This window comes from Psychrobacillus sp. PGGUH221 (assembly GCF_042055255.1).
GTDB lineage: Bacteria > Bacillota > Bacilli > Bacillales_A > Planococcaceae > Psychrobacillus.
The window spans coordinates 139,850-163,270 of the sequence record NZ_JAQMHQ010000002.1 but is presented as its reverse complement, the minus strand read 5'-3'; the positions used below and the strand labels follow the sequence as shown (position 1 = coordinate 163,270).

Annotated in this window: 20 protein-coding genes; 14 read left to right on the top strand and 6 right to left on the bottom strand. The window is 37.1% G+C overall.

The features are described from left to right. Positions 1-154: 154 nt before the first annotated feature. The 3 genes from PGC35_RS04750 to PGC35_RS04740 all read right to left on the bottom strand — a co-directional run bounded on the left by PGC35_RS04750 (position 155) and on the right by PGC35_RS04740 (position 2,489). Positions 155-925: a cardiolipin synthase gene (locus PGC35_RS04750; protein ID WP_375218368.1), complete on the bottom strand. Its 771-nt coding sequence runs from the start codon at positions 923-925 to the stop codon at positions 155-157. A gap of 19 nt (positions 926-944) precedes the next feature. After that, positions 945-1,466 (bottom strand): matrixin family metalloprotease, encoded by a 522-nt coding sequence (locus tag PGC35_RS04745; RefSeq protein WP_375218367.1) that lies wholly within the window; start codon positions 1,464-1,466, stop codon positions 945-947. A gap of 279 nt (positions 1,467-1,745) precedes the next feature. Continuing rightward, complete coding sequence (locus PGC35_RS04740; protein WP_375218491.1) at positions 1,746-2,489, bottom strand: hypothetical protein; 744 nt, start codon at positions 2,487-2,489, stop codon at positions 1,746-1,748. Positions 2,490-2,761: 272 nt separating this feature from the next. Between PGC35_RS04740 and PGC35_RS04735 the strand changes: the two genes are divergently transcribed. From PGC35_RS04735 to PGC35_RS04715, 5 genes are all read left to right on the top strand, one after another. Further along, positions 2,762-4,543, top strand: a complete 1,782-nt coding sequence (locus tag PGC35_RS04735; protein ID WP_375218490.1) for a LytS/YhcK type 5TM receptor domain-containing protein — start codon at positions 2,762-2,764, stop codon at positions 4,541-4,543. Continuing rightward, on the top strand, positions 4,521-5,258 hold the full coding sequence (locus tag PGC35_RS04730; protein ID WP_375218366.1) for a LytR/AlgR family response regulator transcription factor: 738 nt from the start codon (positions 4,521-4,523) through the stop codon (positions 5,256-5,258). The genes PGC35_RS04735 and PGC35_RS04730 overlap by 23 nt, the downstream gene beginning before the upstream one ends. Before the next feature lie 134 nt (positions 5,259-5,392). After that, positions 5,393-7,198: a carbon starvation protein CstA gene (cstA, locus tag PGC35_RS04725; protein WP_056828738.1), complete on the top strand. Its 1,806-nt coding sequence runs from the start codon at positions 5,393-5,395 to the stop codon at positions 7,196-7,198. 292 nt (positions 7,199-7,490) lie between these two features. Beyond that, positions 7,491-8,855, top strand: a complete 1,365-nt coding sequence (locus PGC35_RS04720) for an amino acid permease (RefSeq protein WP_375218365.1) — start codon at positions 7,491-7,493, stop codon at positions 8,853-8,855. 487 nt (positions 8,856-9,342) lie between these two features. Beyond that, a complete protein-coding gene (locus PGC35_RS04715) occupies positions 9,343-10,596 on the top strand; it encodes an MFS transporter (protein WP_375218364.1) in 1,254 nt (417 codons plus the stop codon). 78 nt (positions 10,597-10,674) lie between these two features. Here PGC35_RS04715 and PGC35_RS04710 read toward each other — a convergent pair whose 3' ends face one another. Further along, positions 10,675-11,040, bottom strand: coding sequence for a DUF2188 domain-containing protein (locus PGC35_RS04710; protein WP_375218363.1), 366 nt, complete (start codon positions 11,038-11,040; stop codon positions 10,675-10,677). A gap of 130 nt (positions 11,041-11,170) precedes the next feature. Between PGC35_RS04710 and PGC35_RS04705 the strand changes: the two genes are divergently transcribed. Further along, positions 11,171-11,830 carry a DUF2238 domain-containing protein gene (locus PGC35_RS04705; protein ID WP_375218362.1) on the top strand — a complete coding sequence of 220 codons (660 nt, stop codon included), beginning with the start codon at positions 11,171-11,173 and terminating at the stop codon, positions 11,828-11,830. Positions 11,831-11,995: 165 nt separating this feature from the next. On the opposite strand, the gene PGC35_RS04700 is transcribed toward PGC35_RS04705, so the two are convergent. Next, entirely contained in the window at positions 11,996-13,171 is a 1,176-nt protein-coding gene (locus PGC35_RS04700; RefSeq protein WP_054193193.1) for an ISL3 family transposase, read from the bottom strand. A gap of 318 nt (positions 13,172-13,489) precedes the next feature. On the opposite strand from PGC35_RS04700, the gene PGC35_RS04695 reads away from it, so the two are divergent. The 7 genes from PGC35_RS04695 to PGC35_RS04665 all read left to right on the top strand — a co-directional run bounded on the left by PGC35_RS04695 (position 13,490) and on the right by PGC35_RS04665 (position 21,612). After that, positions 13,490-14,263 carry an ABC transporter ATP-binding protein gene (locus tag PGC35_RS04695; protein ID WP_053590851.1) on the top strand — a complete coding sequence of 258 codons (774 nt, stop codon included), beginning with the start codon at positions 13,490-13,492 and terminating at the stop codon, positions 14,261-14,263. A gap of 14 nt (positions 14,264-14,277) precedes the next feature. Continuing rightward, positions 14,278-16,173 (top strand): AMP-binding protein, encoded by a 1,896-nt coding sequence (locus PGC35_RS04690; RefSeq protein WP_375218361.1) that lies wholly within the window; start codon positions 14,278-14,280, stop codon positions 16,171-16,173. Between the two features lie 2 nt (positions 16,174-16,175). After that, positions 16,176-17,060 carry a branched-chain amino acid ABC transporter permease gene (locus PGC35_RS04685; protein ID WP_056828724.1) on the top strand — a complete coding sequence of 295 codons (885 nt, stop codon included), beginning with the start codon at positions 16,176-16,178 and terminating at the stop codon, positions 17,058-17,060. 1 nt (position 17,061) lies between these two features. Then, entirely contained in the window at positions 17,062-18,126 is a 1,065-nt protein-coding gene (locus tag PGC35_RS04680) for a branched-chain amino acid ABC transporter permease (protein WP_375218489.1), read from the top strand. Positions 18,127-18,198: 72 nt separating this feature from the next. After that, positions 18,199-19,416: an ABC transporter substrate-binding protein gene (locus PGC35_RS04675; RefSeq protein ID WP_053590847.1), complete on the top strand. Its 1,218-nt coding sequence runs from the start codon at positions 18,199-18,201 to the stop codon at positions 19,414-19,416. Positions 19,417-19,449: 33 nt separating this feature from the next. Then, the gene (locus PGC35_RS04670) at positions 19,450-20,241 is read left to right on the top strand and encodes an ABC transporter ATP-binding protein (RefSeq protein WP_375218360.1); all 792 of its coding nucleotides are present in this window, start codon (positions 19,450-19,452) and stop codon (positions 20,239-20,241) included. 471 nt (positions 20,242-20,712) lie between these two features. Next, the gene (locus tag PGC35_RS04665) at positions 20,713-21,612 is read left to right on the top strand and encodes a LysM peptidoglycan-binding domain-containing protein (protein WP_375218359.1); all 900 of its coding nucleotides are present in this window, start codon (positions 20,713-20,715) and stop codon (positions 21,610-21,612) included. Positions 21,613-21,985: 373 nt separating this feature from the next. Here the strand turns inward: PGC35_RS04665 and PGC35_RS04660 are convergent, their stop codons facing one another. After that, positions 21,986-22,537 carry a hypothetical protein gene (locus tag PGC35_RS04660; protein ID WP_375218358.1) on the bottom strand — a complete coding sequence of 184 codons (552 nt, stop codon included), beginning with the start codon at positions 22,535-22,537 and terminating at the stop codon, positions 21,986-21,988. 156 nt (positions 22,538-22,693) lie between these two features. Between PGC35_RS04660 and PGC35_RS04655 the strand changes: the two genes are divergently transcribed. Beyond that, positions 22,694-23,344 (top strand): SIMPL domain-containing protein, encoded by a 651-nt coding sequence (locus PGC35_RS04655; protein ID WP_375218488.1) that lies wholly within the window; start codon positions 22,694-22,696, stop codon positions 23,342-23,344. The last annotated feature ends 77 nt before the right edge of the window (positions 23,345-23,421 follow it).

The window sequence follows — 23,421 nt, the reverse complement described above, 5'->3', positions numbered from 1 at the left end:
CATCCACTCGATACCTTTTGTCATTATTATTGTATTTAACTTGGGGACATCTTAACTTATAAAATTATCCAATATATTGATTGGAGCGGAAGCGACTCGGCCCCGCCCGCGGCGTCCGCCAGGAGCAGAAAACCCAATTCGATTTATCATAGAATCAGTTACTATTTTGTACTTGTTGAATCAACTCTTTAAGACTCTTACCGCTAATTGTATCAGTGATAGTCTCATGGATTTCATTTTTCACTATAAATGTTTCTTCTGCAAATTGTGTTTGTGAGGTTAGGCTATCTTCATCAATAGTTTCAATGTTTGTTTGAAGTTCTGCTTTATCATTTTTATCGAAGCTTATGGAGAAAGGTTCAATTGCGCCGTAATAGCTTCCTAAATCCTCATTTTTCTTCAAGAAAAGCATATATTTTTTGCCATTGGCTGGCTCTATATATAAGGGGTCCTTATTCTCAATTTCTTTCATATCTACTTTTGTTGCTTCTTTAGTAACTATGCCTTCAGGGGATACTACTGCATCTGATACTTCTAAGGTTACAGTTTCTGCAAAACGATGGTTTACATGGATTTGTTTGCTATCCGTAGAACCTTTAATTGTTTCTGAAATTTTGAAGTTATATAAATGCCCTTCTACGTAATTCTCTGTATCTTCCTGTGAAGGATTATTTGGGTTTCGTGCCATATTCCATTTAGAATCGAGCCCATTATAATGACCAATAACAACTAAATCTGCTTCATCAATCATCACATTTAAATCACTTGTAGAAGGAAAGTCCTTACTGAGTATAACTGTTTGAGGTTCTTTTTCAATCCCCGCTAAGCTGTGAACCTGCCCACTCAATGTCATATATCCTCCAAAGCCGATAACTACAGCTAATGGAATTATTATTGCCATTTTTTTTGCTTTTTTTGTTAACATCAGAAATCCTCTCCTTTTCTTAGTAAATTGCATTTACGCCATTTTTGTCATCTGTTTGTGGAGTGTGCATTGTAGTTCGATCACGACTGCTATTCATGATGGAAGTCCCGCCAGTATGGGCGATTCCAATTGCATGCCCAAACTCATGAACGCCAGTACTTTTAGCAACATTTGATTTTGTAATATTTGTATTTCCGGAGTTAAGATCTCCAGCAAATTTTGTTACTTTACCATCTGAATGAGTTGTTGTCATTCTTCCATAATAGGTAGAAGAGTATTCGTACCAAGAATTTAATGTATTAACAGAGGAAGTATTAACCGTGAAGTTAATGCTGGATGCAGTATACCAAGCTGAGTCTGCAGCAGACCAACCAGATTTGATCACACTTGAGCCGTCATCTAGATTAGTTCCCCACTTATATGTCGATGATTTTGATGGTAGTTTCCATCCGTGTAAGACGTATGCTTCTGAAACACTCGTACTTGCTAAAATAATTGTTATTCCTAACAAAAGTGAAGTAACTACTTTTTTGATTTTCATATTATCCCTCCAATGTTTTATGAAAAAATTAAAATCTTATAATTCCAAAACGATTACTCTCCCATTATTTTTGGGGCTTATAAAGCTTGTCCAACTGGGATAACCTCCTCTAATTTTTATAATAAATTATAGAAATTAAAAGGTTGCAAAATATCAGAAAAATGTTATTTGTGATAATTTTTTGTTTTGCATTCAGTTCAAATTCAGTTAAATGGATATAAACTCTATTACTTCAATATAAAAGACAGAGATCATTAAATCTCTGTCTTTTTGTACTACTTATTGTTGTGCTTTCTTAACGCTATTCATTATTTCATCAATGTTTTTTCCACTAATATTATCAACAACGGTGTAAGGAATTTCATTAATTACATAAAATGTTCTCTCTTCTACTTTTGTTTTAAATTTAAGCTTACTTTTATCAAGGTTGATTAAATTACTTTTTAACTGTGCTACATCATTAGAATCGAATTGAATCATAAAGGGTTCAATAGCGGGATAATAATGACCAAGCTCGGAGTTTTCTTTTAAGAAAATCATATATTTCTCACCGTATGCTGGTTTTATATAGAGCGGATCTTTGTTTTCTACTTCTTTTGTAAAGATGTTCTTAGCTTCTTGAACAATTACTCCAGTTTCATCAACCACTTCATCACTTTCCTCTATTGTAATGATTTCAGAATATCTATGATTTATTAATATTTCTTTTTCTACAGGTTTTCCTTTTAAAGTTTCATTTACTTGGAAATTAAATAAATGTCCCTCTACATTTTCATTTTGTTCAAATGGTGCCTTTTCCATATTCCATTTAGAGTCTAAACCTTTATATTCACCTAGAACAACGACATCTGATTCCTGGACCATTTCACTTAATTCATTTGTTACTTTAAACGTCTTATGTAAAACTAACGTTTTAGGTTCCAAATTATTTTTTGATATGAACCAAAAGGTAATACCTATAATAAGAAACAAAATAAATAATAAGAAATAAAAATAAGTTCTCCTAGACTTAGGTTTAGACATCATTATCTTTCCTCCTTTTAATGAGTAGGTTCTACATAATGAGAAGTATGTTGATAACATTAATTGTCAGATGATACGTTCCTCTTTAATGTATTTAGACAGTTGTTTAGTGGGAAAAGTTACAATAATTTTCTGAATACTATAGTTTCTGAGATATGAAGTTGCTTCTAAACAAAAATAAAATGGCGTTTTTACTAGAGGTTTTTTTCTTTAGATTTTTCAAGTATGATAAACATATTAGAATATTTCGAAAGAAGGAGAACTTAACGATGATATTAGTTTTGGCTGCATTAATGATAGAAAAAGTTGGGATCATCGTTATTGTTGCATTCTTACTTTCTCAAATAAAATCATTTCGACAGGTTATTCACAATGAACACAATTGGAGCGAAAAAGTAATTCTTATTTTAATTTTTGGTGCTTTCGGATTGATTAGTAATTACACAGGAATTGAAATGGAGCGAGGGACTATTGTAAATAGTGGCTGGCTTGTAGGAATTGACCCGGATAATGCGATAGCAAACACAAGAGTAATGGGAGTTGTGATTGGTGGAATATTAGGTGGGCCAGTTGTTGGGCTAGGTGCTGGTCTAATTGCTGGTATCCACAGGTATTCACTTGGGGGTTTTACGGCAATAGCATGTTCATTGGCAGTTGTTGTAGCTGGAATTTGTTCTGGGTATTTTTCTAGAAAACAATTAAAACGTGATAAGAAAATTACACCAATCTATGCTGCAAAGTTAGGAATGACATTAGAAGCTGTACAAATGATTATAATTTTGGCTTTGGCAAAACCATTTGAAGAAGCATGGGCTCTCGTGCAAGTCATTGGGATTCCAATGATTGTTGTTAACGGATTAGGAATGTTTTTATTCATGTATATTATCCAGTCAATCGTACGAGATGAAGAGCGTGCTCGAGCAAACCAAACGAGCCAAGCATTTTATATTGCAGATCAAACCTTGCCTTTCTTTCGACAAGGATTAAATACAAATTCTTGTAAAGAGATTGCAGAAATTATGTTGCGGTTGACGGATGCCGATGCGGTTGCGATGACAGATGAACATCGAGTGTTAGCGCATGTTGGAGCAGAAGCAGATCACCATATTCCAAAGAGAGGCCTAACGACTGGATTAACAAAAAAAGTGTTAGAAACCGGCAGGATAGCAGTCGCCAAATCAAAGGAAGAAATTTTTTGTTCCCATAGTGATTGTTCGTTAGAAGCAGCCATCGTATTACCTTTAAAGATACAAAACAAAACTGCAGGAACATTAAAAATGTATTATATTAAGCCGAGTAAGTTAGATGATGTTCAGCAGCAGCTAGCAGAAGGACTTGCCAATTTATTTTCTACTCAATTTGAGCTAGCAGAAGCTGAAAGACAAACAAAATTATTAAAAGATGCAGAAATAAAAGCATTACAAGCCCAAATCCATCCGCATTTTCTGTTTAATAGTCTCAATTCCATTTCTATCTTATGCCGCACAGATGCACAAAAAGCTAGAAAGCTATTGTTGGAGTTAAGTTCATTTCTACGTGGTAATATTCAGGGAGCTAAACAAATGCTTATTCCTTTAGAAAAGGAAATAGAGAATGTGAAGTCATACTTATCCCTTGAACAAACGCGTTTTCCAGACAAATACGAAATAGAGTTTGAAATAGAAAATAGTTTAGAAGAGATACTGATACCTCCGTTTACGTTACAACCGCTAGTAGAGAACGCCATCAATTACGCATTCACAAGTCTAGTAGGTATAGGAAAGATAAAAATCCAAATTTACTCCTTAAATAACAACCTGCGAATTGTTGTATCAGATAACGGAAAAGGCATTCCAATGAACAAGATAGAATTATTAGGTAAACAAACGATGGTTTCTAAAAAGGGTACGGGTACAGCGATTTTTAATATAAGTAAGAGACTATCTGGAATTTATAATGGCCAAGCAAAGTTAGAGATAACTAGTGAATTAAACAGGGGCACATCTATATTAATTTCTATTCCACTCGATAGTAAAGGAGTTTTACATCAAAATGTTGAAGGCGTATATAGTTGAAGATGAACCATTGGCAAGGGAGGAATTAAAATATCTTCTCACAGAAAGTAAACAAATTGAAGTTATTGGTGAAGCAGATTGTCTTATAAATGCTGTGAAGGATATATCCAAACAACACCCTGATCTGGTTTTCTTAGATATAGATTTAGAGGAAGATAACGGATTAGACTTAGCTAAGCAATTGATCCAGCTTAAACCAACTCCTGCCATTGTATTTGCAACCGCGTACGATGAGTATGCCTTACAAGCGTTTGAATTAAATGCACTTGACTATATTTTGAAACCATTTGATGAGGAGCGTATCCGAAAAACGCTGGAAAAGATAATTCATGTGGGGAAAATCGGAAGTGAGGAACGACGATTCATTTCTTCTGCTAAGAATGTTAATTCGGGAAAAATTGCTGTTTTAGTAGAGGAAAGAATTGTTTTGCTTGAAAATGATTCCATCATTTATTTGGAATCTTTTGAAGGCAAATGTAAGGTCAAAACGATGAGTGATGAATATATTGTTAGTGATTCACTAACTGTGTTAGAGAAAAAATTAAGCAATACCAATTTTATGCGCGTCCATCGAAGCTTTATAGTGAACATGGATCATATTGTAGAAATTCATCCATGGTTTAACTCTACATATAATGTCATATTAAAAGATCGATCAAAAGTTCCTGTTAGTCGAACATATGTAAAAGATTTTAAAATGTACATTGGGTTTTAAATAGGTCAAATTGTATTTCATTTCCCCATTTTTGCAGCTCATCCTTGAAATTTTGTAACTCAACTAGAATATGAATTTATCAATCTTAATTTTAGTATGATTAATAAATACATAAGGGATGGGGGTAAAAGAAAATGAATGCGGTTACAATTGTTATTGGCTCTATTTGTATACTATTAATTGCTTATCGTTTATATGGTACATTCATGGCTGCAAAAGTTTTGAAACTAGACGATTCAAAACCCACTCCAGCTCATGAACTGGAAGATGGTAAAGATTATGTACCCACGAACAAATGGGTTACGTTTGGTCACCATTTTGCGGCGATTGCTGCGGCGGGACCATTAGTTGGACCAATATTAGCAGCACAGTTTGGTTATTTACCCGGCTTACTTTGGCTTCTAATAGGGGCGGTAATCGGTGGAGCGGTTCACGACATGGTTGTACTATTTGCATCCATGCGTCAAGAGGGAAAATCTCTATCTGAAATAGCGAAAAAAGAGCTCGGTCCAGTGGCAGGATTCTGTGCTGGGTTGGCGATGCTATTCATTATTACTATTACGATGGCAGGTCTTTCTTTAGTAGTATTGAGCGCATTAGAGAGAAACCCATGGGGAACCTTTGCTGTAGGGATTACAATTCCGATTGCAATGGGAGTTGGGTTGTACCATAAGAAAACAGGAAATTTAAAAGCTGCTACAATCGTCGGTTTTGGACTTATTATGGCTGCTATTCTTTGGGGACCTAATATTCAAGGAACAGCATTAGGTGATTTCTTAACATTAGAAAAGAGTACTATCGCTATAGCATTACCTATTTATGCGTTTTTTGCTGCGGCGTTACCAGTTTGGTTATTGCTAGCACCTCGTGATTATTTAAGTACTTTTATGAAAATTGGTGTATTCGTAGCTTTAATAATAGGGGTATTCTATGTAAATCCAGCAGTTCAATTCCCTGCTTTAACAGAGTTCATAAATGGTGGGGGTCCGATTATCGCGGGACCGGTTTGGCCATTTGTTTCCATCACCATTGCTTGTGGAGCTATATCAGGATTCCATGCATTCGTTGGTTCAGGGACAACTCCAAAGATGATCAATCGTTGGAGTGATATTAAAGGGGTAGCTTTTGGTGCGATGCTTGTGGAATGTTTAGTTGCAATCATGGCTTTAATTGCTGCTGTATCTTTAATGCCGGGAGATTATTTTGCAATAAATTCCACACCAGAGAAATTTGCGACATTAGGGATGGAAACAGTGCATTTAGATGAGCTAAGTGATGAGATTGGAATGGATTTGGAAGGAAGAACAGGAGGGGCTGTTACTCTTGCTGTTGGAATGACTTATATCTTTACGGAGATTCCGATTTTCGAAAAAATGGCTTCCTATTTCTATCAGTTTGTTATTCTATTTGAAGCAGTCTTTATCCTAACAGCAATTGACTCGGGGACACGAGTTGCTCGTTATCTCATTCAAGATTTCGGTGGAACATTCTTTAAACCGTTAAAACGAACTAATTCAATAGGTGCAACTATTTTCGCAAGTGCGTTAGCTTGCTTTATGTGGGGATATTTACTGTATTCCGGAGATATTAGCTCCGTTTGGGCATTGTTTGGGGTGTCAAATCAGTTAATGGCTTCGATAGGATTGATCATTGGGGCAACGATAGTATTGAAGATTGCGCAAAAACGAAGCTATATGCTTACTTGTTTGATTCCTCTATCTTATCTGTATGTAACAGTTAATGTAGCTGGCTACTGGATGGTGAAAAATGTTTATTGGAATGCAGAAAGCCCAGGCTACAACATTTTAAATGGGACTCTTTCAGTAATCATGTTAGTTCTTGGTCTAGTAATTCTTGTGACCTCCATTCGTAAGTGGTTACAGCTTTGGAAAATTCCACAGCATGAACTAGTAGAGCGTGCTGCAAAAGGAACAATATAAGTTAACCTTTAATACCTTCCAACATACTAAATGTTGGAAGGTTTTTAATTTTTTACGCTAAAATATTATATTTGAATATTTTAATAATTATTTCTATTAAGTTCAAAACATAGGTATATGAAGGGATTAAGGTGTTTTTCCTAAAAATACATTTGTATTTTAAGTCAGTTCTTATTATTCTATGATAAGAAAGATTATTCAGCTTTCTATAAACTTTATAAAACCGTATGTATATTTCGGTTGATGTATACCGAATAAATTAGTTGTAAATATTGCGTCTGGGGGAGCTAACATGTCCAATAATGAATTGAAGAGAGGACTTGAGGCACGTCATATTCAAATGATTGCTTTAGGGGGTACAATTGGTGTTGGTCTATTTATGGGTTCTGCTAGTACGATTAAATGGACAGGCCCATCTGTATTACTTGCATATGCTATATGTGGGATTTTTATATATTTTATCATGCGTGCAATGGGAGAAATGCTTTATGTAGAGCCAAGTACAGGTTCATTTGCGACATTTGGCCATAAGTATATTCATCCGTTAGCAGGCTATATCACAGCGTGGAGTAACTGGTTTCAATGGGTAATTGTTGGGATGGCAGAAATTATTGCAGTTGGGACATATATGCAATATTGGTTTCCCGATCTACCTGCATGGATTCCTGGGCTCATTGCAATGGTGATTCTTGGTGCTGCAAACTTGATTTCTGTTAAATCTTTTGGTGAAATTGAATTTTGGTTTGCGATGATTAAAATCGTGACAATCGTATTGATGATTATTGCAGGGTTAGGTCTTATTTTCTTTGGATTTGGTAATGGAGGAGACGCAATCGGATTATCAAACCTTTGGGAAAATGGTGGTTTCTTTGCAGGTGGTTGGACAGGATTTTTCTTTGCACTGTCGCTTGTTATTGCAGCTTATCAAGGAGTAGAACTAATCGGGATAACAGCCGGAGAAGCGAAGAATCCACAAAAAACATTAACAAAAGCGATTAATAGTATTATTTGGCGTATATTAATTTTCTATATTGGTGCAATTTTTGTTATCGTTACGGTTTATCCTTGGGATCAACTTGATTCACTTGGAAGTCCGTTTGTTGCTACTTTTGCAAAGGTAGGAATTACAGCAGCAGCTGGAATTATTAACTTTGTCGTCATCACAGCTGCAATGTCAGGATGTAATAGTGGTATTTACAGTGCGGGACGTATGCTTTATACATTAGGAATCAATGGACAAGCACCAAAATTCTTTGCGAAAATATCTCATAATGGTGTGCCTCTATTCGGTACGGTCGGTGTTTTAGTAGGTTTAGCACTTGGGGTTATATTAAGCTATATTGCACCAGCCAATTTGTTCGTATATGTATACAGTGCAAGTGTGCTACCAGGTATGGTACCTTGGTTTGTTATTCTTATTAGTCAAATAAGATTTAGAAAAGCTAAAGAGGGAGAACTTAAAAACCACCCTTTTAAAATGCCTTTTGCACCAGTCACAAACTACTTAACCATTGCATTTTTAATTATGGTATTAGTAGGTATGTGGTTTAACGATGAAACACGTATTTCTCTTATTGTAGGGATCATTTTCTTAGCGATTGTTGTAGCAAGCTTCTACATCTTTAAAATCGGTAAACGCATGCCTATAGATAAATAATGAAATAAAAAATATTCTGCCGTTTGATGCTCTAGCATCGAACGGTTTTTTCAAAAGATAAGAAAGATATGAAATTTGATTTACTTAAAGCCCGTATTCATCGGTATCTAATTAATACTATGAAGAAGGGTATTATCATCCTGTTGAATCTATTTTTATCAGCGATATACCGAAAAAAATAGCAAGCGTTCTTCTAATAGAGCGGATGTACAGCGACCGAAATTGCATCTTCGGGAGCTTCCAATATGAATAGGATGGCAGCTATTGCCGCAGGATTACCGACCCTCCACTCCAAAAATTCAAACGGTAACGATATAGCCAGAGTATGTCCAAAGCTCTCTGGAAACGTTTGAAACCTGGTATTTCTTTTTCACGGTTCGCCTGCGCTTTTCTTGTATTGTATATTACTTATTTTTAGCGTACAATATATCGAATTGATAGAATCTTTTAATTTATTTCGTTAGTCGTTAAGGAGGTGGGTGTGATATTGAAACGCATACATTATAGCTGGTTTGTGTTAACCATCGCTTTTTTCTCGATAATTGTAGCGGGAATTATTCGATCATCTTCTGGGGTATTTATTGTACCTTTTGAAAATGAGTTTGGATGGGATAGGTCCATTATTTCTTTAGCTTTTGCAGTTGGTCTTTTTCTTTATGGACTATCTGGCCCATTCATGGCAGCATTGATTGAAGTACTAGGATTAAAAAAGATGATGGTTTATGCGATGTCCACTCTACTTGTAGGTCTCATGCTCACCTATTTTATGGACCGTGCCTGGCAGCTCATTCTCATTTGGGGAATCATCATAGGATTAGGATCTAGTGTGTTTTTAACCGTATTGAGTACATATGTTGCGAATCGTTGGTTTGAGAAAAGAAGAGGACTTGCAGTAGGGATTTTAACAGCGAGCACCGCAACAGGACAGTTAGTATTACTTCCTGTTCTAGCAATTCTTGTAGAAAATTATTCATGGCGCACTGCAATTGGTTTAATACTAGTCCTTAGCTCTATCATGCTAGTAGTTATTCTTTTATTTATGAGAAACTCCCCGAAGGAAATTGGCATTTTACCTTTTGGACTAGAAAAGGAGTTTCCAGAGTCTAATGCTGTGAAAAAGAAAAATCCAGTTGCCATGGCGTTCGAATCATTACTCGAAGCTATAAAAGTAAAGGAATTTTGGTTGTTAGCAGGAAGCTTTTTTATATGCGGGCTTTCTACAAGTGGTCTAATTGGAACCCATTTTATATCCTATTGCATAAGTTATGGAATTCCGGTCGTTGCAGCCGCTTCCATGCTTTCTTTTATGGGGGTTTTTGATTTAGTCGGTACGACAATATCTGGTTGGTTATCCGATCGTTTTGATAATCGATGGTTGTTGTTTTGGTATTATATTTTAAGAGGAGCTTCTCTCGTTTTGCTTCCATTTGCACTCCAAGAAGGCTCACTTTCGTTATTAGTCTTATTCTCTATATTTTACGGATTGGATTGGATTGCGACAGTACCGCCAACAATTAGCATTTCAAGACAAATCTTTGGAATTGAGAGAAGTGGTATTATTTATGGATGGATTTTTGCCGCTCATCAAGCTGGAGCTGCAGTAGCTGCATACGGTGGGGGTTATATGTATAAAGTATTTGACTCATACACTTGGGCATTCTTACTTGCGGGAATCTTTTGTGTTATGGCTAGTTTGTTTGTCATTTTAATAAAAAAACAAAAATCAAGTATAGTAGTTTAATAGATGAATTACATTTTTTATCTTTTAACGTGTTGACCCATCCTGGAGACTCCTGTAGGATGGGTCATACTTTTTTATCTATTCATATAAAGTATCATCAAGGGATCCATTCTCTTGATAGATTTCAAGGACTCCATTATGGTCATTAACATATGGCTTTGCTTTTTCCAACAGTTTTTCCTTCGTTTCTTCCACGAAAATTGCCCGTTCTCCGCCTGATTTCATAAGTGTCCACTCATCTTTTCTTGCTTTTACTTCATACGTTGGACGGTCGGTATCATCTCCATTAATCGCTTTACGTGCTTGTGCGGTTGCTATGGCGATTGCTCGACCTTCATCATAATTGTCTCGTAACAAAGCATTGGCAATTTCAATCGCTTTCTCTCTTACATCAGGGTCTAAATTTTTCATTGAGTCTGGATAATCCTTTTTGTCCCATGGCATTGCTATCGCCTCCTTTGCTTGCATTTTCCCTTATTTCTACCAAATCAAACGCACGGATTCGAATCGGGATTTTTGGATAAACTATACTTATTGAGAAGTATTTTTGCGTGGGATGGAGGAGTGTATACACGTGGATGTGCATAAAAGTTCGAAGGTACATTTATTTCTACTCATAGTTGTTTCTGGTTTTTTCATTTGGTCAGTAATTAAGCCTGCAACCTATTTGGATTGGCTAGCGGAAGTTAGTCCTAGTGTAGTTGTAATAATCATTCTTTTAGCGACATATAAAAAGTTTCGCTTTACAACTCTCTCTTATTTCATCATTGCAATATTATCTATCTTGACATTTATAGGAGGCCACTATACTTACTCAGAGGTACCATTTTTTAATTGGATTAAAGAAGAATTTAATTTGAAGAGAAATAATTATGATCGATTTGGTCATTTGCTTAAGGGAATGATAGTTATAGTAATTAGAGAATTATTACTCCGCAAAACGGCTTTGACGAAAGGAGTTTGGTTGTTTGGAATTACTATGAGTATATCACTTGCCATTGCTGCTTTATATGAAATCATTGAATGGATGAGCACCAAAATTTCCAAAGGAGGAAAAGTTTCTAAAGACTTTTTAGGAATGCAAGGAGATAAATGGGATGCCCAATGGGATATGTTTTTAGCTTTAGTTGGTTCTCTCCTGGCATATATTATTCTTTCAAGGTTGCATGACAAATTATTAAAAAAAATAAAGAAAAATTCATCATTTATGCATGATGAAAAAAGGTTAAATTAAGATGAATTTGTCGAAAACAGAATAAATAGAGTAACTCCTTCTCCTGCAATTCGTCAGGAAAGGAGTTTTTTTACGTTGAATAATTAGGAAAATGAATAGTGAAAAGTTAATAATAGGTAAAACACGCTTAAATTGGTTCATCACCAAAAGTTGTACTTGCACCTGTCATGAAAGTATGTTAGCTGTTTCTAGCCGAACCCGCAATGCAAAACGCTGGATATTTCTGTATCCGTATCCCCGACGTTTCATCAGCTTGATCTTGTTATTTGTTCCCTCCATTTTCCCATTTGAATAAGGGGATAAAATGCACGATATGATTTCGTCTGTTCGTTTGACGAGTGATTTTGCGATGGCGCGAACAGCAGAACAAGGACAAAACAAATACCGATGAACCCAGGCGTTCAAACGACGTTTCGCTTGTCGCTCGTTTTGGCTTTTGGATACATAACGAAAATGTTGAAGGGATTGATAGACAGCCTGCAAGGAATCGCTCTCTTTCTGCCACTCCCGCACCGTTTGGCGTTCCTCCTCGGTGAGCTTCTCGGGGCGCTGGGTCAATAAGCGGCAAACATACCGGACATGCCCATGTTTCTTGTTCCCTTTTCCGAAGGATTTGCGGCATCGATCCAACGCTTCCGTAAACAATTGAATCACATGAAAATAATCGACCACATGCTTCGCTTCCGGACACGCCCCTTGAATCGCTTTTTTCATCGCTGGAGCCAAATCGCTCACGACATACTGAACAGAATCAGACACAGGAGCCAACACACGTCCAATGGCTTCCTCGTTCTTTCCTGCTTCAACGGCATACACTTCTCCCGTTTCGGCATCCATGATCGCCACTCCGTAATCATGCCCTTTTCGAAACGCAAACTCATCGACACAAACTGCCTTTGGTTGGATGTCATTCGATAGGAAGGAAGGGGCATGGGTATAAAACCAACGTTCCACGGTCGTGTAAGGAAGCTTGAGCATACGAGCCACCGCCTGAATGGATGTTCCGATGCAAGATTGCGCCACCCATTGCTGAAACGCATCCGTCGCTACACTTCGAGGGGAAATTCCGGGATAAGACGTGCTGAATGTCATGCCACATGTACCACAACGTCTACGCTCCACAGGGAGTTCCACCCAAAAGATGCCGATCCGTTGAGCATACCCATGCATCCATTGCTTCTTTTTGCCTGTCATTTTGATTGTACGCTTCAAGCAGACAGGACATAATGGGCATTGTTCGGGTAGAGAAAGTTCGAAAATCCAACGTTCTTCTTCTTTTCGCACCTTTTGAATCAAAACATCTGGTAAATCGATGAGTTCTTTGATAAACTGAGCGTACATGCGAATTTTCCTCCAATGGTTTGGTTTGGTCACCTTTACCATACAGGAAAATTCGCATTTTTTGTATCCTCTATTTTCCCTATGCATACCTATCTTAAAATCTCAAGTACAACTTGTGGTGAAGAGCCCTTAAATTTGAAAAAATAATCTCATTTTTATGACTTTTATCACATAAAAATACAAAAACGTCCATTACATAATACGACAAAAAAGTAGTTCTTATGTATCATAAAATACATTGACAAGATGATAATCAGTAAAGTAATATTCAGAAAAAGCTAAAAGGTTAAGCGCTTACAAACAGAAGGGGTGGTTCGAGTGCAACCTATATTAGAAATAGAGAATGTGTCATTACAATTTGGTGGGGTAAAAGCATTAGATGATGTCAGCTATCATATAAAAAAAGGAGAGATATTCTCACTTATTGGTCCAAATGGAGCTGGGAAAACTAGTATGCTCAATTGCATAAGTGGCTTATATCAACCTACCAGCGGATCAATTCGTTATAAAGGACAGGAAATTATTAATATGAAACCTTATAATCGAACGTCCCTTGGTATTGCCCGTGCATTTCAAAATATAGCGTTGTTTGCTCATATGTCTGTACTAGATAATCTAAAGCTCGGAAGACATACTTTGATGAACTCTAGTGCAATTAGCGGAGGTCTATATGTAGGAAAAGCTGCCAATGAAGAAATTGAGCATAGAAAAAAAGTAGAAGAGGTTATTGAGTTTTTAGAGTTGCAAGACATTCGACACACGCCGGTAGGAACCCTTCCGTATGGACTACAAAAACGTGTGGAGGTAGGAAGGGCGTTGGCACTGGGACCGGAGTTAATCTTATTGGATGAGCCGATGGCGGGAATGAACAACTCTGAAAAGGATTTGATGGCCCGTTTTATATTGGATATGCATGAAGTAATGGAAATAACTGTCGTATTAATTGAGCATGATTTAGGAATTGTCATGAATTTGTCTGATCATATTGCGGTTTTGGACTTTGGTAAACGCATTGGATTTGGTACACCAGATGAAATACAAAATAATCCAGAAGTTATAAAAGCTTACATCGGGGAAGAAACCGTTATTTAGAAAGGGGAAAAACAATGAGCGCAGTGAAAACATTACCTAATCTTTTAGCGGAACGAGCAAACAACCATAGAGACGAGGTTGCACTTAGACAAAAATACCATGGTATTTGGAATGAAATAACTTGGGGTGACTATTTAAAAACAGTGGAGCAGTTGACGATATCCCTTTCTGAAAATTACGGTTTCAAGCAGGATGAAAAACTGGCTATTATTGGAGAAAATAGACCGCAATGGCTTTATTCATATATGGCAGCTCAAAGTTTAGGTGGGATGGCAGTTGGTATATATCAAGAATCACTGCCAGAACAAATTGTCTATTATTTAAATGATTGCCAAGCGCGAATCGTGGTGGTGGAAGATCAAGAGCAAGTAGATAAATTGCTTGAAATTGAAGATCAGATTCCAATGGTGGAATATATCATTTTTTACAATAAACAAGGAATGCGTCATTATAAGCATTCTAAATTAGTCGATTTTGATGATGTATTAATTGCAGGGACATCCTTGATAGAAAAAAAACCCACATTCTTCCGTGAACAAACTGAGCGATTGCTCGGAGACGACTATGCTGCTATTGCGTATAGTGCAGCTACTTCTGGAAATCCAAAAGGTGTAATTCTTACACATGAAAATTTAATGGAAGCTGCTAAAAGCCTTTTATTAGTAGATAACATGGAACCTAAAGATGACTACTTTTCTTTCTTGCCATTATCTTGGATTCATGAGCAGGTGATGAGTGGAGTTATACCATTAACAACTGGAATCGTTATTAACTTTCCTGAAAAACCGCATACAGTAATAGGTGATATGCGTGAGATAGGTCCACATACACTGCTTGCGCCTCCAAGAGTCTATCAAACTATTTTGTCGAACTTCACTATACGTATGGAAGGGGCAAGCTGGTTTAAGAAAAAAGTCTATCAAACTTTCAAGAAATACGGAGATATAATGGCGCAGGCCAAGCTCCACAAGCAAGAAGTTTCTTTTAAAGTAAAGCTGATGTATAAAATTGGCGATTTGTTAGTTTTCAGTGCGATTCGTGATCATTTGGGATTCCCAAGAATAAAACGAGCGTATATTGCTGGAGCGGCACTTCAATCAGATGCCTTCCATTTCTTTCATAGTATCGGAGTAAATTTAAAGCAAACTTATGGTGGAACAGAGCTTGCAGGAATCGCATTTGTTCAACGAGATGAAGACATCAATGTGGAGAGCTCGGGCGTTCCTCTACCTGGTACGGAAGTAAGAGTTGGGGAGGGTGGATCTATATTTGTAAGAAATTCAGCCACTTTCGCAAAGTATCTACATGAAGAAGACCACAAATCAATGACGGATGGTTGGATCACGCTGGGAGATTGTGGACGTTTGGGGCAAGATGGGCATCTCTATATTCTTGATAGAAAAGAAGACATTATTACAGATCAAAGTGGGAAATACATTTATCCGAGGATTGTCGAAAACAAATTAAAATCCAGTCCTTATATACAGGAGGCTGTATGCTTCGGCAAGGAAAAACCCTATATGACAGCTATTGTGAATATCGATTTAAACAGTGTTGGACGTTGGGCAGATAAGCAAAGGCTTGTCTATACAGAATACTCAGATCTTGCGAGGAATCCTCAAGTTGTTGAGTTTATAGAACAACAAGTTACGGAGTTAATGAGTCAAATACCAGCATATGCGAGAGTGAAGAAGTTTTCCATACTACACAAACAATTTACCGCAGATGACGGTGAGCTCACAAGAACATTAAAGGTAAGAAGAAAATATATTGAGGAAAAATATCAGATGCTAATCAATGGAATGTATTCTAATTTTTCTAAAGTGACAATGGGTAGTTCGGAAATGGAATCTATTGAGGAGATAAGTTTGCAGGTCATTCAGTTGAACATTAAACAGGAGGTGGCATAGTCATGACGTTTTTTCTTCAAATGCTTGTAACCGGGATAGTAGTTGGAAGTATTTATGGACTGGTTGCATTAGGATTTGTCTTAATATATAGAGCTAGTGGAGCGTTGAATTTAGCGAACGGGGAATTCGTTATAATTGGTCCCTATATCTGTCTAATCTTAATGACGGCTTATAAAATACCATTCATTCTTGCATTACTCATAACACTCGTTTTTAGTGCAGTTCTTGGCCTCGTTGTCGAAAGGCTTGTGATTAGACCAATACAGAATGCTCCTGTTGTGTCTGTCATCATGGCTACTATTGGGTTATCGAGTTTATTAGGTGGTGCAGTGCATATGATATGGGGTCACCAGACAAGAACATTTCCACCTGTTTTCCCTTTAACCCCAATAAATATTGCGGGAGTTATCGTAACGCCTGTTTATTTGTGGTCATTTATCGTAGTAATCGTCCTACTCGTTTTATTTTCACTTTTCTTCAAGTTCTCCAAAATGGGGATTGCCATGCGTGCAGTTGCAGACGATCGACAGGCAGCATTATCAATGGGAATGAGTGTGAAATATGTCTATGCCGCAACATGGACAATTGCAGCAGTAGTGGCTGCTGTTGGTGGGGTACTTCTTGGTAATATAAATGGTCTTAGCCCAACAATGTCCGCAATAGGTTTAACTGTTTTGCCAGTTGTTATTCTAGGTGGCCTTGATAGTGTATTAGGCGCAATAGTTGGTGGCTTTGTAATCGGTATTATTCAAAACATGGCTGGAGGTTATTTAGATCCCCTTGTAGGAGGGGGCTTAAAAGACGTTGTTCCATTTATTATTGTCTTGCTCATTTTGATGTTAAAACCGCATGGCTTATTTGGCAGTAGAAGAATCGAGAGGGTGTGAGATTGTGCGAAATTTGTTCGTGAGGGAAAGCGGTAACTATAAAACTTCTTATAGTGATGATATGAAAATGTTTGGAACTACCGGTTCAAAAATAAAAGCACTACTTATCGTTCTCATGGTACTTTCACTTCCTCTATTTGTGTCCAATTACTGGATTGGACTAATAACGTTATGTGCAATATCATCTGTTGGAGCAATTGGATTAAACATTTTAACAGGGTTTACTGGTCAAATATCAATAGGTGTGGGTGCTTTTCTAGGTGTTGGTGGTTATACATCAGCAATCTTAACATCTACATTAGGTTTAAGTTTTTGGATTTCACTACCACTAGCTGGAATTGTTACAGCAATTATAGGAGGTCTTTTTGGAATTCCATCCTTACGCTTAAATGGTTTGTATTTAGCTATCGCAACCCTAGCGGCACAGGTCATTATTCTCTTTGTCATTAGTAGGTGGGACGGTTTGACAGGTGGCACAGCAGGGATGGTTCTTAGTCGTCCGACTATTGGGGAGTTTTCTTTATCGAGTAATACTGGCTATTACTACTTATGCGTGATCATTTTGTTGTTGACGGTAATGTATGCAACTAACTTATTAAGGACCCGCACTGGACGAGCTTTCTTGGCAGTTCGCGATCGAGATATAGCAGCTCAAATAATGGGTATCAACTTATTCAAATATAAAGTTATGGCTTTCGCGATCAGCTCCTTTTTTGTAGGAATAGCAGGTGCATTGCTCGCACATTATACGATGATTGTAAGCCCAGAACTTTATAATTTCCATGTTTCTATTGAATATTTAGCGATGATATTAATTGGAGGACTAGGTAGTGTATTTGGTTCTATTTTAGGTGCTGCCTTTATTACGCTCTTACCGATAGGCCTTGGTTCACTCATTGATGTACTAGCAGGTTTCATGCCTGACCTGTATCAATTGTTTTCAGCTTTTAAAGATTTTGTGTTTGGAGCGGCAATTATCTTGTTTTTAATTTTTGAACCAGGAGGATTAGCTCATATTTGGCTTAACATTAAAAAGTATTTTAGGTTATGGCCATTTTCTTATTAAACAAAGGGATTGCAGAAGCCGTATTTAAAAAAATGTGTGCTTCTTTATATATGAATATGAGGGGGATTATGAATGAAAAGCAGAAGAAAGTTTACTAGTGCATTAATCGGAATATTGTCTGCCGCATTAATACTTGGTGCATGTTCGGATGATAAAGTGGCGGTAAATGGTAATGTTTCTGAAAGAACGGTTGTCATTGGTGGACTTTACGATATTACTGGTGGTACTGGCGATGTAGGAACACCATATGCCGAGGGAGAACAAGCATATTTCAAGTATTTAGCAAGTAAAGGTGGAGTAGAGGGGATTAGTTTAGAGTTAACAGGAAAAGATTATGCTTATGAAATTCCGGAAGCACAGAAAATCTATCAGGAACTTAGAGATAAAGAAAAGGTTTCTGCAGTACTTGGTTGGGGTACTGGGGATACGGAAGCTTTGCGTCAGCAAGTTGCGAATGATAAGCTTCCATTCTTCTCGGCTTCATACTCAGAGAGTTTGAAGAATTTAGATGAAAGCCCATATAACTTCTTAGCTGCAGCATCTTATTCAGACCAAGGACGTTCCGTTTTAAAATGGATTAAAGAAAACCATAAAGGTTCTAATCCAACCTTAGCGCTATTGTATAACGACACAGCGTTTGGTCGTTCTCCAATTGAAGATATAAAAGCATATGCCGCAGAAATTGGAATTGAAGTCGTCGATGAACAAATTGTTGATGTTCGAGCGACAGAAGCCCAATCTCAATTATTAAATATGGAAAAGAAAAATCCTGACTATGCTATTATTCAAGAAACATGGGGAGCAACAGCTACAATTTTAAGAGATGCTAAAACGCTTGGAATTGACACGCAATTCATTGGGTTGAACTGGGCTTCAGGTGAAGGTGTAATTTCTATAGTAGGAGAAGATGTTGCAGAAGGGTATATTGGTATTCTTTCTCATGCAATGCCTTATGAGGATCTTCCAGGAATGGCAGAGATTAAAGAATATTTAGAAGCTGAAGGTAAGACAATAGATGATATTAATCAAAAATTTATTCAAGGTTGGACTACTGCGAAAATTTTAGTTGCAGGTATTGAAGAAGCTGCAAAAAAACATCCTGATGGCGAATTAACCGGAGAAGAAATTCGTTCAGGTCTTGAGTCTTTACAAGATTTAGATCTTGGTGGGTTAGGGGCTCCTGTTAGCTTTAGTGCAGATAATCATACTGGTACTGAGCAAACACGACTAGGTATTGTAAAAGACGGAAAATGGGAGCCGTTAACGGATTATTTTAGCCATAAAGACTAATATGTAGATATTTTTCTTGAAAGGAGGATATTTATGCTCCAGGTCAATAATATAGAAGTGGTCTATTCGAAAATCATTTTAGCCTTGAAAGGGATGTCACTTCAAGTACCCGAGGGTAAGATTGTTGCTTTACTTGGTAGCAATGGAGCGGGAAAATCCACTACCTTAAAAGCTATTTCTGGATTGCTTAACGGTGATGGAGGGCAAATAACAGATGGTACAATCCAATTTGAAGGAAAGAATATAAATGATATTACACCGGATGTGATTGTAAGGAATGGAATATTTCTTTGCATGGAGGGCAGGCGCGTATTTAGAGACTTAACAGTTGAAGAAAATCTACTGGCCGGGGCTTATTCGCTTAAGGATCGTACGAATATAAAAGAAGATATGGAGAAAATATTTGTTTATTTTCCTAAACTAAAAGCCTTACAATCACGAAAAGCGGGTTTCCTATCAGGAGGAGAGCAACAAATGCTAGCAATAGGTAGGGGTATCATGGCTAAACCCAAATTATTGCTTCTTGATGAGCCTTCCTTAGGCATTGCACCGTTACTCGTGAAAGAGATATTTCAGAACATTAAACAGATTAATGAAGAGGAAGGTACTTCAATATTAGTAGTAGAGCAGAATGCTAATGTTGCGCTTTCCATCTCCGATTACGGATATATAATGGAGAATGGTAGAGTTGTTCTGCAGGGGAATGCAGATTATCTATTATCTAACGAAGAAGTACGAGAGCATTATTTAGGAATTGGAAAAGAAGGAGAGAAAAATTACAAAGAAAATAAAGTATATAAACGTCGTCAAAGAGTAGTTTGGTAATTTATAAGAACGATTGCATGTGTAACGTGCAATCGTTCTTTAGTTTGAAGGAATAGTCCCTGTTCCATTTAAATGCTTTTAGAAATTTTTTATTAATGCAAGACCCGTTCATTTCCGTTCCATGCGGACGCGTTCTGCCGGCATGGCTTCAGCCGCTTCCTTCGCTTCGCTCGGTCCATCAGTTGAGGGGAAGGCAATCTAAGTTCGCCGCATCCTGCTCCTGCGCAAAGCTCGTCGCAAAAGAACTTTTGCGGCAACGATTGCATGACCAACATCGTGTTGGCCTAGGAGGCTAAGGCAACGTCCGCGGATAGGGAGCCGTTTCAACGATTTTCTTATTTATATTACAAATATAACAATGAGCAAAAACTTGTCATTTAATTGATAAATCTCTCTAACCATTTTGAAATGCTACTGACATCTTTGCGTGGTAAGATAAGTCTCGTTAGTGAAAGGGAGGAAATTCATTTTATGAAAAAACACATTGTTGCACTAACCGCAATCGCAGCACTATCAGTAGGAGCGGCGGGACAAGCTTCCGCATCAACCGTTCATACGGTAGAAAAAGGAGATACACTTTGGGCTATTTCTAGAGAAAATAACGTAAGTGTACAAGATTTACAAGAATGGAACGAACTAGATTCAACGTTAATATATCCATTACAGCAGTTAAAGGTACAAGAAACCCATGTTGTCGTTCAAGGTGAAACACTTTTCCAAATTGCACTTTTACATGGTCTGTCGGTGGATGAGTTAATGGAAAGTAATCAGCTTACAAGCGATTTAATTTTTCCTGGAGATGAATTAGTTATCGAAGGAACGAAAAAGGTTGAGCATAAAGTAGATTCGGCTTCCTTACATAAAGCACCCGTAACTAATACAACTGAAAATACATCAGAACCAGCTACAGAAAAAACTGAAGCTCCGGCACCAGCTACAGAAAAAACTGCAGCGCCAGCACCAGCTACAGAAAAAACTGCAGCACCAGCACCAGCTACGGCAAAAACTACAGCACCAGCACCAGCTGCAAAAACAACAGAACCAGCAGCTGTTAAAACTTCAGCTCCTGCAGAATCTACAGCAAAAGAGCTTACTGTTACTTCGACTGCTTACACAGCTTCTTGTGAAGGATGCTCTGGTGTGACAGCTACTGGAATCGACTTAATTGCTAATCCGAACCAAAAAGTTATCTCTGTAGATCCATCGGTTATTCCATTAGGCTCCCGAGTATGGGTAGAAGGCTATGGTGAAGCAATTGCTGGAGATACTGGCGGATCAATTAAAGGAAACAAAATAGATATTTTTATGCCAGATAAACAAGATGCAATCAATTGGGGACGCAAAACAGTTAAAGTAAAGATTTTAGATTAAACATAAAATAGATATCCGGCAAATGCTGGATATCTATTGGTTTGTTAATATGTAAAGCTATAGTAATTCCTGGGGAACTTCTTTCATTGAAATTGTAATGTTTCAACGGATATTTTAAGGGTGCTAGTCTCAAAGAGAGGCTTTAGGATTTGTACGGAATGGGTACCATTTAATGAATTTTTTCAGGATGTTTACCTTACATGCCTAAAGAGCACGAAGAATGAGACCCCGCAAAGGATGGGGAATGAAGCGACTCATCCCGCGAAGACTCGATGGTGTAGCGTGCGACAAGAGTGTATACTCTTAAAATTATAGAAGTGATTTAAAAATCCTACAATATACGCAGCGAACATTTTTATTCATTCAATCATTCCTATTTTATCTTTTCTTCCAGTTCTATTTTTGCAATTATTTTTTCTATTATTGATTCAAGAGCTTCTAATCTTTCCACTGATTGATTCGTATTGACCTCATTTTTATCAAGCTTCTCTAAGGCTGTCTCAAAATACCTCTTTAGAATACTCTCTTGTCTATTGTTGTTTCGTTGAATCCGATTTAATACCTCATTTTGAATACTAGATCGTCTAATCATCATCTTGTTAAATGCAGTTTGCTTACTCAAATGCTCATTCATAGAGGTTTTGTAGCTTTTTGAGGCATGTTTGATTTCGATTACATTTTTCTTCAGATGTTCATACTGCCTTCTGTGGATTTTTCCTTGTATATTTAATACTTCTTCTTGTCTTTGCACGCCCTCTAAAATTTTTTTACATGACTTCTCCAGCTCAGCAACACTTTCAATTAAATGGATGTTTAATGATATCTGTTCTTCTATAAAATCTAACCAAGGATTGAGGTTAAAAGTACTTTGGTTATTTTCCGTGGAAAGGGTAAGTGGAAATAAACGTACCTTCGATTCATTCATATATACAACTCCTTTATAAATAAAACGTGTTGTCATCATTGTTTAGTCTATGAACGAAATCGATTTTTGTGAGCAAATCACCTAGCGATAAATGACAAGTTTTTTATACATAGTGCATAGGATAGTTAGTATGAATTATTCGGAAGGTGGCAATTGATGTATTATCAATCTATGCGAGGCCATTTATTTTCTCCTTTACGGGTCATAACGGTAAGGGGGGACGGTGAGGTTTTTGTAAAACCTAACTATGCCCAAATCCAAATAGAGGTAAGTACGGAAGGAAAAGATGTAAGAGGAGCACAACAGGAAAACGCAAATATTATGAACCAAGTAATACAATCCCTTTTACAGCTGAATATTCCGAGAGAAGATATTCAGACAGCTGCATTTAATGTTCTTCCTCAATATGATTATGTGGAAGGAAAACAAATATTTAGAGGGTACGAGGTTACAAATGCATTGACTGTCAAGGTGAGAGATACAAGCAAAATAGGAAGTGTCATTGATACTGCTATTCAAAATGGGGCAAACCGTGTCTCTGGAATACAATTTAAAATAGAAAATGCTGATCCGTATTACCAACAAGCACTTCGTTTAGCACTTCAAAATGCTCAAACAAAAGCAAAAACAATTGCAGAGACTTTGAAATTGACTTTACACCCTCAACCAATTGAAGTTGTAGAAGAAAGGGAAACGGGACCGATTCTTTATAAATCAGTTGCTATGGCTGACCAGACTTTCTCTACACCAATTGAACCCGGACAAATTTTGATAAATGCAATTGTTAAGGTGAAGTATCAATACTAATTAAATCTTATTATTAGGCTGTTTGATATTTTTATCAAACGGCTTTTTTAGTAGGAAAGTGTTGAAATTGAACTACC